This is a genomic window from Enterobacter sp. RHBSTW-00593, assembly GCF_013784105.1.
Lineage (GTDB): Bacteria > Pseudomonadota > Gammaproteobacteria > Enterobacterales > Enterobacteriaceae > Enterobacter > Enterobacter ludwigii.
Genome location: NZ_CP056393.1, coordinates 2777633 through 2791781, shown reverse-complemented (window position 1 = coordinate 2791781; position 14149 = coordinate 2777633). Strand labels below are relative to the sequence as shown.

Sequence of the window (14149 nt, the reverse complement as noted above, 5' to 3'; positions counted from 1 at the left end):
CCGCATAAAGCCAGATTCTACTAATTATGGTAGTGGCAGTAATAGGGGTATTGCGTTAATGAAAGTGATTCTCTTTTGTGGAATTTCATTTTAAATCAGATGGATATGCGATTTTGGCTTGAGGGGAATAGACGATTTTAGCTAAATCGTATTTTTTTCTCAGATTAATCCTATAATGTCTCGAGTGCTTCATTAACCATCAGTTATGAAGCGGTAAATATTGAATTGGTGGCAAGCTCATGTAAACTTGCTTACCGTTTGTCAAAATATGTCAGGAAGACGCTGGGCCTTATTCTGAAGGGCTCGTGCGGTAGCTATGCCCTTAAATAGTAACGCCCCGAAAATATACTGACTATTTTAACAATAGCACCTAAGTCAAACTTCATCCCCTTTATCTCCATCATCGAAATATCGCTACGGAAAAGCATATGAAAATGCGCGTACTGTTTTCACTTCTGTTTGTAATGGCGGTGGCGGGCTGTAAAGCGCCGCAGAAACCTGTGATCAACGACGACACGATCGTGACCAGCCAGGTCAATGGCGTCACGTTAACCCACCGTCATGCTGTTTTACCTCCTGCAGAGTTTACTCAGCTCAATGAGCCGTATCGTGCCATGTATCCGGCCTCGCTGATGAGCCGTCCTGACTTCGGCGGAAAGGTTATCCGTACCCTGGAAACCGGTAAAACGTATGTGGTCCTGGGTCAGGTTGAGCACTACTGGATGGCGCTTGCCGATGAGGGAAATGATCAGCTGATTGGCTACGTCCCGATGCGCGCAGTGATCAAAGCCGATCAGTACGAAGCGACCGTCCGTAAGCAGGCCCAGCGCGCGAAGGTGCGTAAGAAGGCAACCTGTGTTGATGTGGACGGTAACAGCAAAGCCTGCAAAGACAGCGCTAACGGTACCTGGATCCTGAACTAAACCGCGTCCCTGAGCGTATTTTTATGAATAATAAAAATTTTCATTGGTTGTGGTCCGTCTTTTACGCGGCGATTTTCGCCCTTGTCAGTGGTTGTACGTCGTCTTCACACAGCGACCCTTCCCGCTACAATCTGCAGTTTCAGGCTCATCCACAAATCAATGAATCTGCGCCGCTAAAAGTCAGAGTGCTGTTGCTGAAATCCGATGCGGATTTCATGTCCAGCGACTTCTATTCCCTGCAGAACAACGCGTCAGCCACGCTTGGCGCGAATCTGCTGAACAGCGATGTTTTCTTCCTGATGCCGGGTCAGCTCTCGAAAACCCTGAGTGGACAGAGCTCTCCCGACGCCCGCTACATTGGTGTGATGGCGGAATATCAGATGCTGGATGGCAAAAAATGGCGCGTTTCACTCCCTCTGCCTGTGCCAGGCGAAAACCATATCTACCAGTTCTGGAAATGGTCAGCGGATGAACTCCAGGCCAACGTTTTTCTCGACGTGAATGGCATCCGGGTCATCAGCCAGTAACGCGCTTCATAACAGGAATTACATCATCATGACGAAAGCAGAAAAGGTCGTCTGGACCGAAGGCATGTTCCTGCGCCCACACCATTTTCAGCGGACTGAAAGCTATCTGCTCAACCACGTTCGTGAATGGGGTGCGCTGCAGCGTTCATACCTTTGGGGCTTTCTCGACGTTGAGCTGGACGAAGCGATGCTGCGCCAGGGATGCATTGCCCTGAGCTACTGCAGCGGACTGCTGCCTGACGGAACCTTTTTCCAGGTGCGCAATGGCCGCAATGGTCCGGTGCCGCTGAAAATCCCTGACAATCTCACCAATGAAAAGGTGGTGCTCGCACTGCCGGTTCGCCGTGGAGAGAGAGAAGAGGTGATCTTCAGTGAAGAGCCGGCCTCGCTGGCGCGCTTCATCGCCTTTGAGCAAGAGGTGGAAGACGACAACGCCATGTCGGTAGGCGATGCCACCGTACAGTTTGGCCGCCTGCGTCTGACCCTGATGCTGGAAAAAGATGTAACGGCAGAGTGGACCGCTATCGGTGTGGCGTTTGTGACCGAGAAACGCAACGATAACCACGTGCGTCTCGATAGCAGCTACATTCCGCCGATGCTGAACGCCAATAACAGCCCGCAGATCTACAGCATGATTAACGATCTGCACGGCTTACTGGTACAGCGCAGCCAGCAAATTGGCGGTCGTCTGCGCCAGCCTGGCCGCTTTAATACCTCGGAACTGATTGAATTCACGCTGCTCTCACTGGTGAACCGTCATCTGGGCGAGGTTTCGCATTTAAAAACGCTTCCGCTGCTGCATCCGGAAACACTCTGGCGCAGCTGGCTGCCGTTTGCGACCGAGCTCGCCACCTGGGCGTCTCAGCGTACCGCTGAAAGCGTGCTGCCGATTTACGATCACGACGACCTCGCGGGTTGCTTCAGCAAACTGATGATGCTGCTGCGTCAGGGGCTATCTCTGGTGATGGAAGACCATGCCATTCAACTGCCGCTTAACGAGCGTTCCCACGGTCTGAACATCGCGACCGTGCCGGAAACCAGCATGGTGCGTGAGTTCGGTTTCGTGCTGGCGGTCAAAGCCAACGTGCCGGGCGAACACCTGCAAACCCATTTCCCTGCCCAGATGAAAGTGGCGCCGGTCTCGAAAATTCGCGATCTGGTTCAGCTGCAACTGCCTGGCATTATGCTGCGCGCCATGCCGGTCGCACCGCCGCAGATCCCCTGGCATGCAGGCTACAGCTACTTCGAGCTGGAGAAGGGGAGCGAGCTGTGGCACGAGATGGATAAGTCCGGCGCTTTCGCCCTGCATCTCGCAGGCGAGTTCCCGGGACTTGATATGGAGTTTTGGGCCATCCGTAGCCCGACTGAATAATAAAGCGAGCGCTTAATATGCAGGAACGACAGGATACCGGCAGTGATGCCGCGTTTACCGGAGCCAGTAGCAACAATCAGCTGGTGGCGGCCGCCAATCCGCTGCTCAATGCGATTCCGCAAATCCGTCATTCGGTATCACATGACGATCAGGTGGCGTTGCGCCAGCGCCTGATCGATGAGATCCGCCGGTTCGAAGTGCGCTGTCAGCAGGCCGGTCTGGCCTATGAGGTGATCGTCGGGGCACGTTACTGCCTGTGTACGGCACTTGATGAGGCCGCCGCGCTTACCCCCTGGGGCAGCAGCGGCGTCTGGTCCAGCAATGGTCTGCTGGTGACGTTTCATAATGAAACCTGGGGCGGCGAAAAGTTCTTCCAGCTGCTGGCGCGTCTGTCGCAAAACCCGCGCGAACATATTCTGCTGCTGGAGATGATCAACTACTGCCTGCTGCTCGGCTTCGAGGGGCGCTATCGGGTGCTGGATAATGGCCGCACCCAGCTTGAAACCATCAAGCAACGGCTGTGGCAGATGATTCGAGGCGTGCGTGGCAGTTACCCGCCACAGCTCTCTCCGCATCCGGAAGATCGTCCGGTACTGCGCAAGCTATGGCGACCCATGGTACCTCTGTGGGCCTGCGTGGCGCTGGCCGGGTTTATCGCCTGCCTGTTCTATATCGTGCTTAACTGGCGGCTTGGCGATAACACCAACCCGGTATTAGCAAAAATTTATCAGTCACAGCTTCCCGAAACGACTATCCAGCAACCTGCCCGCCAGCTGCCTGCGGTGCTGAACCTGCGTGGTTTCCTGAAGCCGGAAATTGAAGCCGGTCTGGTTGCGGTAAAAGATGAAGCGGACCGTAGCGTGGTGATCCTGAAAGGGGACGGCCTGTTTGCTTCCGCCTCAACCGTGGTACGTGACCGTTATGAGCCGGTGATAAACCGTATTGCACAGGCCATGAATAACGTCAGCGGTAAAATTCTGGTGGTGGGCTACAGCGACAACGTGCCAATTCGCAGTGCGCGCTTTGCCTCTAACTATGAACTGTCGCTGGAACGTGCCCGGTCAGTTCAGAAAATGCTGCAGGGAAGCCTCTCTCAACCTGAACGTGTGAAAGCGGAAGGCCGCGGCGAGATTAATCCAGTGGCACCTAACAATACGCCGGAAAACCGTGCCCGTAACCGCCGGGTGGAAATTACTCTGCTGGTGTCGCCTGAAAATACCCAGGCTGAGCTGAACGGATTGCCGCAAGGAAACTAAGGATGCTGACTACTCTTCTTTCCATTTTGACCAATCGCATTCTGTGGAGCTTCCTGGGCGTCACTGCGCTTGCGGCGGTTATCTGGATGATTGGCCCATTGTTGTCCATCGTGGACACCCGACCGCTCGAATCTGAACAGAACCGCATCATCAGTATTGCGGTGGTTTATCTGCTCTGGGCGCAGGGCCACATTCTGCCGCGGCTGTACAATGCCTGGCTGAACCGCAAGCTGATGGACAAACTCAATGAGAACACCACCAGCCCGGAAGCAGCGGATCCGCAGAAGCGACTGAACAACGAGGAGCAGATCCTCGCCAGCCGTTTTGACGAAGCCGCACAGATGCTGAAAAAAGCGCACTTCAGCAAAGCGGGACAGGGTGCCCAGTGGACGCAGCGCTTTAGCACGCAATATCTGTATCAACTGCCGTGGTACGTCATCATCGGCGCGCCGGGCAGCGGTAAAACCACGGCGCTGGTCAACTCCGGACTGCAATTCCCGCTGGCCGACCGTTTCGGTAAGACCGCGCTGCGCGGGATCGGCGGCACGCGTAACTGTGACTGGTGGTTCACCAACGAGGCCGTACTGCTGGACACCGCGGGTCGCTATACCACCCAGGAGAGCGAACAGGTTCAGGACGCCGGTGAATGGCTTGAGTTTATGGGGTTACTGCGTAAGTATCGCCGTCGCCAGCCGATCAACGGTGTGATTATTACCATCAGCATTTCTGATCTGCTGACGCTCTCGCCTGAAGCGTCACGCCAGCAGGCGGTCAACCTGCGCCAGCGTCTCTCTGAGCTGCATGAGCAACTGGGTATTCGCTTCCCGGTGTATGTCATGGTGACCAAAGCTGACCTGCTTAAAGGCTTCCGTGCCTGGTTTGCCGATTACGACAAAGCGCAGCGCGACCAGATCTGGGGCTTCACGCTGCCGTGGGAGCAAACCAAACACGCTGATTACGACCTGATGGGTAACTTCCAGCAGGAATTTTCCCTCTTACAGCAGCGCCTGGATGCCGGACTGCCGGAAACTCTGCTGCAAGAGCATGACGCAAAAGCGCGCGCGGAAGCGTATCTCTTCCCGCAGGAGTTTGCCGCACTGCGTCCGCTGCTGGCTGACTACCTGAGCACGGTCTTTGCCCGCTCTAACTTTGAAACCGAATTCTCCCCGCGCGGGATCTATTTCGCCAGTGGTACCCAGGAAGGCATGCCGTTTGACCGGGTGATGGGCGAACTTAACCGTGCGCTCTCCTTACCGGAAGGTGAAGAGGGAAATCGCTGGGACTCCGTCAGCAAAGAGGCTCCGATTCCAGGGGCGAAAGGGCAGAGCTTCTTCATCAAGAACCTGCTGCAAAACGTCATTTTCCAGGAAGCCGGCATCGCCGGGGAAAACCGCTGGTGGGAACTGCGTAACCGCGCCGTCATTTGGTCCGGCTATGCGGCGCTGCTGGCCCTGCTGGTGATCCTCGGTGGACTGTGGCTGACCAGCTATGCCAGGAACAAGGCTTATCTGGAAGAGGTGGACGCAAAGGTGCCGCTGCTGGATCAGCAGAGCAAGGCGCTGCAGAATCAGCCTCAGCGCGATCTGTTTGACCTTCTGCCCTTGCTGAATGGCCTGGTCGATCTGCCGAAAAGTGACGCGTTTGATGTTAACGATCCGCCTGTCTCACGCCGTATGGGGCTCTATCGTGGCGATGACGTCAGCGATGCATCGCAGTCTCTGTACCAGAAAGCGCTGGACCAGATGCTGCTCCCTGCCGTGGCGATGCATATCACCACCTGGCTGCGCAACGATAACGGCAGCGATGTGGAATACAGCTATGAAGCGCTGAAGGCCTACCAGATGCTCTATCAGCCGAAGCACTACGACGGCAAATTCCTGCACTCCTGGGTAATGCTTAATCTGCAGCGTAACCTGCCGCAGAACGTGACTCAGGCGCAGCTTCAGCAGCTTGAGTGGCACCTGACACAGCTGCTTGAGCCGAAAATTCAGGCCTCGCCGTACGCGCAGGATGAATCCCTGGTCGCGCGTGAAAGGGCGCTAATCAACCAGCAGCCGCTTTCCACCCGGGTGTATGGTCGTCTGAAGCGTCTGCTGGAGCATGATGAAAACCTGAAACCGGTATCGCTCTCCGACCTGGGCGGTCCGCAGAGCGAGCTGGTGTTTTCACGCAAAAGCGGCAAGCCGGTGAGTGAAGGCGTACCGGGTCTTTATACTCCGGACGGTTACTGGAAAAGCTTCAACGGCCAGATTGACAGCGTCACCACTGCTCTGCATGAAGACGATGCGTGGGTGCTGGGGGCGACCTCAGCCCAGGAAGATAAACAGCAGATCGATAACGCCGTGCGTCAGCTCTACATGCGCGACTTTATCGCCAACTGGGATCGCTTCCTCGCCGACATTCAGCTTAATAACAGCGCCGATCTCTCCCAGCGTATCAATACCGCGCGTCTGCTCTCCGGGGCAAACTCGCCGCTGCGCCGTCTGGTGCTGAACCTGAGCCAGGTCCTGACGCTTTCACGCAATGCGCCAGCCCCGGATGATGCCGGTAAAGCGCAAGCGCAAAGCAACCGTGCCACCCGCACGCTCGAAGCGTTATTCAGTAATAATGACAATGCCCCGACGCAGGCCGCGGTGGTCACTCAGGCACCTGAACAGCTGGTAACCGATCACTATGCTCCAATGATTGAGCTGGCGCAGCCGCTGGAGAAGGGCGGGAAGACCATCGTCTTTGATGATTTTCTCAAGCAGGTCGATGAACTTTACCGCTACCTGACTGCCGTTCAGGACGCGGCCAACAGCGGCATGCCTGCTCCGGGAGGCGAGGCGATTAGCCGTCTGCAGGCCAGTGCCGGTCGTCTGCCGGGCGGTCTGCAAACCATGTTCAGCAATATGGCGGTGGGGGCCAGCAGTGATACCCAGCGTCGCGACCTCGAAAACGTGCGTAAGCGGATTAACGTCGAAGTCGGCGGTTTCTGCCGTCAGGCAATCGCTGGCCGTTACCCGCTGGTGCGCAGCGCCAGTACGGAGGTCACGCCGGACGATCTCGCGCGCATGTTTGCGCCAGGCACCGGGCTGATGGACACCTTCTTTCGTGACAACCTGACCAATAAAGTCGATACCACGCAGGCGAACTGGCGCTTTATGCCGGGCATTGATGGAAAAACGCTGCCGGGAAGTGAAGGGCTCCTGAGACCGTTCCAGCAGGCGCAGTCCATTCGCGATGCTTTCTTTGCTAACGGTGCCACCACGCCATCTTACAAAGTGACGGTGCGCACCGTCAGAATGGATAACACAATCCTTAACCTGACGCTGGATGTTGACGGTCAACTGCTGCGCTACAGCCACGGTCCACAGGCTGTGCAGATCATGAACTGGCCGGGGCCGGGCGGGACTAACCAGGTGCGTATGCAGCTGGGTCTGGCTAACGGCAGCACGGCTACGCTGGTGACTAACGGTTCCTGGGCGCTGAACCGCTTTTTCGATAAAGCGCGTACCAGCCCCGGGGCGGGAAGTCTGAGTCGCCAGGCGACCTTTAACGTAGACGGACATCAGGTTACGCTGGAATTTGCGCCAAACAGTATTCGTAACCCGTTCCAGCTTCCCCGTTTCTCATGCCCATAACCGCAAGGACAGCCGTATGACGAATACCCCTGCGATGAACCGCTACAGCTGGTATGGCAAACTGCCCAGCGCCGGAGATTTTTTGCAGCGTCGCTTTCCTGACACCCTGCAACGCCAGTGGTCGCACTGGTTCCAGGTCGGCCTGCTGGCCTGGCAGCAGGAAGAGCAGCGCAGCGGTGAGCGCCCGTTTAACAAAGCGCCGGTCTGGAATTTTGTCGTACCGCCGATGCTGGGCAGCCAGATGATTCAGATGGGCTGCCTGCTGCCGGGACGTGACAGCGTTGGTCGACAATATCCGGTCTGCATTCAGCTCAGCTTTGCCCCCGCGGACTGGTCATCACGTCTGCTCAGTCAGGCTGAAAGCTGGTATCAGCAGATTGGCCGTCTGGGCCTGCATGCGGTACGTAACAGTTTTTCTGCCTCACAGCTCGATGACATGCTGATGTCCATTCCGGCACCACAGCCCGTCGAGCCGCAAAAGCGCTCAGATATTCTCGATGTGATTGGTTATGACGAAGACGGCCAGAGCACGCTGGGCTGGCCTCAGGCAGCAGAGTGCTTTGACCCGCTTCGCCAGACCAGCTACTGGTGGACCAACCGCTGCGACGGCTACCCGCTCTACACCCATGTTCACAGCGGCAACTTCACCGGGCAGCTCTTTACGCTGCTGTTCGACCCGGCAGGTGGCGCCCGCCCGGGCCGTCACGGTCTCTATCCGCCCATGTTTGAATAAGCAGGGATCTTATGAATATCGAAGAATTTCTCGCGCCAATAAGCCCCGACAAGCCCTGTGGCGAAAACCTGGAGTATGACGCTGATTTCCAGCTCATGAATCAGGCCAGCCAGGGCAAAGCAGAGCAGCAGTTTGGCGACACCATCATTCCGGCAGAACCTGCTGACTGGAATACGGTGGAAAAATTCGCCACCAGCCTGCTGAGCCGCACCAAAGATCTGCGCGTCATGCTGGCGTTAACGCATGCATGGACACGTCGCCGCGGCCTTGCGGGCTACGCCGACGGGCTGTTACTGGTGCAGGAGGCGATCACGCGTTACTGGGAGCCGCTCTATCCGCTGCTGGAAGAATATGGCGAAACCGACCCGTTTTACCGCATTAACGCCCTGGCCGGGCTGAGTGATAAGTCTGACCTGACCGTCGCCGTGCGTAACGCCTCGCTGCTGCGATCAAATGGCGATGAAATTTCACTTCGCGACGCTCAGGCACTGCTGGATGGCAGTAAAACCGAATGTCCGGATTATCCCGGTGGTCGTCCAAGACTGATTGACGAGCTGGCCCGCGGCGATCAGCCGGGCACGTCGGCGGTGATAGTGATTAACGAACGGCTGCTGGCCATTCGCGAGTTGCTCACTGGCCATCTTGGTGAAAGCGGCGTTCCGGAGATGGAACAGTTGCTGAAAACCGTCGGGCTGGTCGCCAGCGCCTGTCAGGTGACCGACATCAGCAAGCTGCTGCCCAACCGGGAGGCACAGGCTGAGCTCAGCGCTGAACCTCAACCGCCGGTCGCACAACCCGTTCAGCAGGTTACAGACTGGCGCAGCGTGCAGGTCACCAGCCGCGCCGATGCACAGCTGATGCTGGAGAAAGCCAAACAGTATTTTGCGCAGTACGAACCGAGCCACCCCGCACCGTTGATGATTGAACGGGTGCAGCGGCTGTCAGAACTTAACTTTATGGACATTATTCGCGACCTGGCGCCAGACGGCGTTAACCAACTGGAAAACATCTTTGGACGCCGCGAATAACGCGTCCTGGCATTATGACGACAGGCATGGAGCCTGCCGTTTCACCTTCACCGCGCATCTTTGATGGAGAACATCATGGCAATGAGTAACAGTGGGCAGAAATTCATCGCACGTAACCGTGCCCCCCGCGTGCAGATCGAGTACGACGTAGAGATCTACGGTGCAGAACGTAAAATTCAGCTGCCGTTTGTGATGGGCGTCATGGCCGATCTGGTCGGCAAACCGGTGGAAAACCTGCCGGCAGTCGACGAGCGTAAATTCCTCGAAATCGACATTGATAACTTTGACGAGCGCATGAAAGCGCTGAAACCTCGCGTGGCGTTCCAGGTGGATAACACGCTGACCGGCGAAGGTAAGCTCAACGTTGATCTGACCTTCGACAGCATGGACGACTTCCTGCCGGACGCGGTAGCCCGCAAGGTTGAGCCGTTGAACAAGCTGCTGGAAGCACGTACTCAACTCTCCAACCTGCTGACCTATATGGATGGCAAAAACGGCGCGGAAGAGCTGATCGCTAAAATTCTGCAGGATCCGACGCTGCTCAAATCTCTGAGCCAGTTGCCGAAAAATGACGAAAGTGCGAAAGGTAGCGAGGAATAATCGATGAGCAACCAGACTCAACAACACGAGCAGCAGAGTGGTCAGGCGTTCAGCCAGGATGAATTCAGCGCGCTGCTGAACAAAGAGTTCCGCCCGAAAACCGATCAGGCGCGCTCCGCGGTGGAAAGTGCGGTAAAAACGCTGGCGCAGCAGGCGCTGGAAAATACCGTTACCTTCTCCAGTGACACCTACCGCACCATTCAGAACCTGATTGCCGGTATCGACGAGCAGTTGTCTCAGCAGGTGAACCAGATTATTCACCATGAAGAGTTCCAGAAGCTGGAGAGCGCCTGGCGCGGTTTGAGCTACCTGGTGAACAACACTGAAACCGACGAGATGCTGAAGATCCGCTTTATGAGCATCTCCAAGCAGGAGCTGGGTCGTACCCTGAAACGCTTTAAGGGCGTGGGCTGGGACCAGAGCCCAATCTTCAAGAAAATCTACGAGCAGGAGTACGGTCAGTTTGGTGGCGAGCCGTTTGGCTGCATCGTTGGCGACTACTACTTCGACCACAGTCCGCAGGACGTTGAACTGCTGGGCGAGATGGCACGTATCGGCTCGGCGGCCCACTGTCCGTTTATCACCGGTACCGCACCGGGCGTGATGCAGATGGAGTCCTGGCAGGAACTCGCGAACCCGCGCGACCTGACCAAAATCTTCCAGAACACCGAGTATGCCGCGTGGCGTTCACTGCGTGAATCCGAAGATGCACGCTACCTTGGCCTGGTGATGCCGCGCTTCCTGTCGCGCCTGCCGTACGGTATTCGCACTAACCCGGTCGACAGCTTCGATTTCGAAGAGCAGACCGATGGCGCGAACCACAACAGCTACTCCTGGGCGAACGCCGCGTATGCCATGGCTGCCAACATCAACCGCTCCTTTAAAGAGTACGGCTGGTGTACCTCAATCCGCGGCGTGGAGTCCGGCGGGGCGGTTGAAAACCTGCCGTGTCATACCTTCCCGAGCGACGACGGCGGCGTGGACATGAAATGCCCGACCGAAATCGCCATCAGCGATCGTCGTGAAGCCGAGCTGGCGAAGAACGGCTTTATGCCGCTGGTTCACCGCAAAAACTCTGACTTTGCCGCCTTCATCGGCGCGCAGTCTCTGCAGAAACCGGCTGAGTACCACGACCCGGATGCGACCGCTAACGCGCGTCTGGCATCCCGTCTGCCGTACCTGTTCGCCTGCTGCCGCTTTGCCCACTACCTGAAGTGCATCGTGCGCGACAAAATTGGCTCCTTCCGTGAACGTGAAGAGATGGAACGCTGGCTGAACGACTGGGTGATGAACTATGTGGACGGCGACCCGGCTAACTCCTCACAGGAGACCAAGTCCCGTAAACCGCTGGCGGCTGCCGAAGTGCAGGTGCAGGAAATTGAAGATAACCCGGGCTACTACGCCGCGAAATTCTTCCTGCGTCCACACTACCAGCTGGAAGGTCTGACCGTTTCTCTGCGTCTGGTTTCTAAACTGCCGTCACTGAAGACGAAAGACGCGTGATGATGATTGCCGCCGGGAGGCCTTACCCGGCGCCTGCTTTATAGCATGGAAATGTGAGAGGAAATATGACCGCGAGACCTTCGTTTGTTGCTGCCTGGGCGGCGGCAACACGTATTTACGATGCAAATGATTCTATCGGCAAAGTTAAGCAAATTATCGGCGGCAAGGTTAAGCACAACTTCGAAATACCGCAAGATCAGGGTGGGTGGTCAAATAGTTGTGCCGTACGCATGAGTTATGTTCTGAACTATACCGGGCATCCCGTCCCGCGTATTGCAAATCTCACGGTATCCGGTGCTGATAATAAATGGTACTTCTATCGGGTAAAGGATGTTATTGCCTGGTTGACGCGTCAGTGGGGTAAACCTGACATGGTCGTGAGTTTTCCTTCCTTACCCGTTCAACAATTAGCCAACAAAAAGGGCGTAATTCTGTTTGAGGTACAGGGCTGGAGTGACGCCGCAGGTCATGCCACATTCTGGAATGGTTTAACCTGTTCGGATCATTGTTATTTCAATGCACCGGAGACGAATTACACGACGACCAAAGCCAATTTTTGGGAGTTGCCATGAAAAAAATAATTGCCAGTCTACTGTTGCTCACCAGTTCCGCCTCTGTTTATGCAACTGACGATCCGGTGATGTTTGTCAAAAAAATGCCTTATAAGCAAGTTGTTAAAGACGTTGTTTTTTCTCGCTGTCTGGCTCAAGTTTCAGATGATAAAAGCCAGTTTTCTCTGGATGCAGCCCGTAGCAGTAGTGCATTACTGGAATGGGTGCCTTTCGATATTGAAAATGGCAATGATAAAATTAATGCCCTTATTGATAAATATAAAGGCGCAACCAATGCCTTTCATTCTGAGATAAAACCCGATGTCAAAGGCGTAACGTTAAACTGTCTACGTCTTTATCATAGTGACGAACTTAATAAACTTGTACCTCAATTAATTATCGGTAATCCTGACCGTACCTGGCTTCAGGATAATCCGCAGTAGTAAAGACTTCACATTCTTTCCTTTCATTCAGGGGGAATGTCAAGACTGTCAAATGACACGGGTCATTTGATATGAGGCAGAGGTAAAATATGGACGGTTTTATTCAGCCCCATGCTTTCCTGTTTGCCATATAAGTGCTTTTTCGAAAGCAATATTGTTCATCCACGAAGAGTAGATATTATGGCTATTGATATGTTTCTGAAGGTCGAGGGTGTTACGGGCGAATCTAAAGATTCTAACCACACCGGCTGGACTGATATTACCTCCTTCTCCTGGGGCGCTTCCCAGCCAGGTAATATGAGTGTTGGTGGCGGCGGCGGTGCCGGTAAAGTTAACTTTAACGATCTGCACGTTAACGCTCTGATCGACAAATCCACTACAGCAATTCTCAAACACTGCGCAAGCGGTAAGCACCTGACTAAAGTTGAACTGTCCGTGTGCAAAGCGGGTGGTCAGCAAGTTGAATATACCCGCATCACGCTGGAAGATGTGCTGGTAACTTCTGTTCAGTACACCGGTGCAGACAACGGCGACACCGTTGGTGTGACCTATGCATTCCAGGCTGCGAAAGTGAAACAGCAGTACTGGGAGCAGACCACTGCTGGTGGTAAAGGTGCTGAAAGCAGCGCTGGCTGGAACATTAAAGAAAACAAAGAAGCGTAATGATAGTGGGCCCGAAAGGGCTCACTTTTACGTGACCTTCTTTGAATGGAGAAAGAAGAATGTCTGCTATGCGTCCTGCTTTTGGTGCTGCCTGGAACAGATTCAAAGAAGTTAACGTTAATGTGGAACAGGTTGGCAAATTATTGGGTGGAAAAGTTCAGCATAATATCGATGCTGGTATTTTTAAAAATGCCTGTCCCATACGTATGAGCTATGTTTTGAATTATTGTGGTATACCTATTCCGTCTAATAGCAAATACGCGACAGTGACCGGAAATGACAAAAAACGCTATATGTTCCGCGTTAAAGATATGATTGCATTTCTTCCTACTGTTCTGGGGCATGCAGATATGTCAGTCGCCTCTCCTACACCAGCACAATTTTCAGGCAAGCAAGGCATTATTATCTTTACCGGCCATGGGTGGAGTGATGCAACCGGACATGTAACACTCTGGAATGGAAATATTTGCTCGGATGATTGCCATTTCCTTGGATCACCCGGCAATGGTTCGTTTATTCCTACTAATGCAACATTCTGGAGCCTGAAATGAAACGTTTATTACTGCTCGCATTAGCGTTAAATGCCACCGTTGTTTATGCCCAAACATTGCCTGATGTCAGTGCTTTTACTCAACAACAAATCTTTGAAAACTGGGTGCAAAATCGTTGTATCAGTAAGATTGCGGACAGTAAGAGTTTAAAAGATGATGCAGAGGCCAGCGCTGCCGCATGGCTCGAAGCAAGTAATCTACCTGCAGAGAATTTTGAAAAAGCGGACAACATTATTGTTTCCTTACTTAAAGAGAAGGTAGGCGGTAGCGAACCGGGCCATTATCAGGTATTGAAGTGCAACTTAATCACCAACAGCGACGCAATTCGAAAGCTAAACACCCAAAAATAGAGTCATTTGGTGGGCAAATGAATAAT

At 54.4% G+C, this 14149-nt stretch carries 14 protein-coding genes; all 14 read left to right on the top strand.

Annotated features, from left to right (window positions below; translation table 11 throughout):
• The first annotated feature begins 428 nt into the window (after positions 1 to 428).
• The 14 genes from HV242_RS13230 to HV242_RS13165 all read left to right on the top strand — a co-directional run bounded on the left by HV242_RS13230 (position 429) and on the right by HV242_RS13165 (position 14123).
• Positions 429 to 923 (top strand): hypothetical protein, encoded by a 495-nt coding sequence (locus HV242_RS13230; protein ID WP_014170557.1) that lies wholly within the window; start codon positions 429 to 431, stop codon positions 921 to 923.
• Between the two features lie 23 nt (positions 924 to 946).
• The gene (gene tssJ, locus HV242_RS13225; protein WP_014170556.1) at positions 947 to 1450 is read left to right on the top strand and encodes a type VI secretion system lipoprotein TssJ; all 504 of its coding nucleotides are present in this window, start codon (positions 947 to 949) and stop codon (positions 1448 to 1450) included.
• 28 nt (positions 1451 to 1478) lie between these two features.
• Positions 1479 to 2822: a type VI secretion system baseplate subunit TssK gene (tssK, locus tag HV242_RS13220; RefSeq protein ID WP_020883454.1), complete on the top strand. Its 1344-nt coding sequence runs from the start codon at positions 1479 to 1481 to the stop codon at positions 2820 to 2822.
• Positions 2823 to 2839: 17 nt separating this feature from the next.
• Positions 2840 to 4078: a DotU family type VI secretion system protein gene (locus tag HV242_RS13215; protein ID WP_020883455.1), complete on the top strand. Its 1239-nt coding sequence runs from the start codon at positions 2840 to 2842 to the stop codon at positions 4076 to 4078.
• A 2-nt stretch (positions 4079 to 4080) separates the two neighbouring features.
• Complete coding sequence (gene tssM, locus HV242_RS13210) at positions 4081 to 7701, top strand: type VI secretion system membrane subunit TssM (RefSeq protein ID WP_014170553.1); 3621 nt, start codon at positions 4081 to 4083, stop codon at positions 7699 to 7701.
• A 16-nt stretch (positions 7702 to 7717) separates the two neighbouring features.
• Complete coding sequence (gene tagF, locus HV242_RS13205; protein WP_020883457.1) at positions 7718 to 8434, top strand: type VI secretion system-associated protein TagF; 717 nt, start codon at positions 7718 to 7720, stop codon at positions 8432 to 8434.
• 11 nt (positions 8435 to 8445) lie between these two features.
• The gene (tssA, locus tag HV242_RS13200) at positions 8446 to 9462 is read left to right on the top strand and encodes a type VI secretion system protein TssA (RefSeq protein WP_063858477.1); all 1017 of its coding nucleotides are present in this window, start codon (positions 8446 to 8448) and stop codon (positions 9460 to 9462) included.
• A gap of 75 nt (positions 9463 to 9537) precedes the next feature.
• Positions 9538 to 10062, top strand: a complete 525-nt coding sequence (tssB, locus tag HV242_RS13195) for a type VI secretion system contractile sheath small subunit (RefSeq protein WP_008502644.1) — start codon at positions 9538 to 9540, stop codon at positions 10060 to 10062.
• 3 nt (positions 10063 to 10065) lie between these two features.
• Positions 10066 to 11565 carry a type VI secretion system contractile sheath large subunit gene (tssC, locus tag HV242_RS13190; RefSeq protein WP_014170549.1) on the top strand — a complete coding sequence of 500 codons (1500 nt, stop codon included), beginning with the start codon at positions 10066 to 10068 and terminating at the stop codon, positions 11563 to 11565.
• Positions 11566 to 11630: 65 nt separating this feature from the next.
• Positions 11631 to 12137, top strand: a complete 507-nt coding sequence (locus HV242_RS13185; protein WP_063858476.1) for a type VI secretion system amidase effector protein Tae4 — start codon at positions 11631 to 11633, stop codon at positions 12135 to 12137.
• Complete coding sequence (locus tag HV242_RS13180) at positions 12134 to 12559, top strand: T6SS amidase immunity protein Tai4 family protein (RefSeq protein WP_044868590.1); 426 nt, start codon at positions 12134 to 12136, stop codon at positions 12557 to 12559. Before HV242_RS13185 ends, HV242_RS13180 begins: the two co-directional genes overlap by 4 nt.
• 180 nt (positions 12560 to 12739) lie before the next feature.
• The gene (locus HV242_RS13175) at positions 12740 to 13222 is read left to right on the top strand and encodes an Hcp family type VI secretion system effector (protein ID WP_014884229.1); all 483 of its coding nucleotides are present in this window, start codon (positions 12740 to 12742) and stop codon (positions 13220 to 13222) included.
• Between the two features lie 59 nt (positions 13223 to 13281).
• Positions 13282 to 13773, top strand: a complete 492-nt coding sequence (locus tag HV242_RS13170; RefSeq protein WP_040017742.1) for a type VI secretion system amidase effector protein Tae4 — start codon at positions 13282 to 13284, stop codon at positions 13771 to 13773.
• On the top strand, positions 13770 to 14123 hold the full coding sequence (locus tag HV242_RS13165) for a T6SS amidase immunity protein Tai4 family protein (protein ID WP_063858475.1): 354 nt from the start codon (positions 13770 to 13772) through the stop codon (positions 14121 to 14123). Before HV242_RS13170 ends, HV242_RS13165 begins: the two co-directional genes overlap by 4 nt.
• The last annotated feature ends 26 nt before the right edge of the window (positions 14124 to 14149 follow it).

What these genes read in the sequence shown, in the direction of transcription:
- HV242_RS13230 (WP_014170557.1), top strand. Translation starts at nt 429, where the DNA reads ATGAAAATGCGCGTACTGTTTTCACTTCTGTTTGTAATGGCGGTGGCG.
- tssJ (WP_014170556.1), top strand. Translation starts at nt 947, where the DNA reads ATGAATAATAAAAATTTTCATTGGTTGTGGTCCGTCTTTTACGCGGCG.
- tssK (WP_020883454.1), top strand. Translation starts at nt 1,479, where the DNA reads ATGACGAAAGCAGAAAAGGTCGTCTGGACCGAAGGCATGTTCCTGCGC.
- HV242_RS13215 (WP_020883455.1), top strand. Translation starts at nt 2,840, where the DNA reads ATGCAGGAACGACAGGATACCGGCAGTGATGCCGCGTTTACCGGAGCC.
- tssM (WP_014170553.1), top strand. Translation starts at nt 4,081, where the DNA reads ATGCTGACTACTCTTCTTTCCATTTTGACCAATCGCATTCTGTGGAGC.
- tagF (WP_020883457.1), top strand. Translation starts at nt 7,718, where the DNA reads ATGACGAATACCCCTGCGATGAACCGCTACAGCTGGTATGGCAAACTG.
- tssA (WP_063858477.1), top strand. Translation starts at nt 8,446, where the DNA reads ATGAATATCGAAGAATTTCTCGCGCCAATAAGCCCCGACAAGCCCTGT.
- tssB (WP_008502644.1), top strand. Translation starts at nt 9,538, where the DNA reads ATGGCAATGAGTAACAGTGGGCAGAAATTCATCGCACGTAACCGTGCC.
- tssC (WP_014170549.1), top strand. Translation starts at nt 10,066, where the DNA reads ATGAGCAACCAGACTCAACAACACGAGCAGCAGAGTGGTCAGGCGTTC.
- HV242_RS13185 (WP_063858476.1), top strand. Translation starts at nt 11,631, where the DNA reads ATGACCGCGAGACCTTCGTTTGTTGCTGCCTGGGCGGCGGCAACACGT.
- HV242_RS13180 (WP_044868590.1), top strand. Translation starts at nt 12,134, where the DNA reads ATGAAAAAAATAATTGCCAGTCTACTGTTGCTCACCAGTTCCGCCTCT.
- HV242_RS13175 (WP_014884229.1), top strand. Translation starts at nt 12,740, where the DNA reads ATGGCTATTGATATGTTTCTGAAGGTCGAGGGTGTTACGGGCGAATCT.
- HV242_RS13170 (WP_040017742.1), top strand. Translation starts at nt 13,282, where the DNA reads ATGTCTGCTATGCGTCCTGCTTTTGGTGCTGCCTGGAACAGATTCAAA.
- HV242_RS13165 (WP_063858475.1), top strand. Translation starts at nt 13,770, where the DNA reads ATGAAACGTTTATTACTGCTCGCATTAGCGTTAAATGCCACCGTTGTT.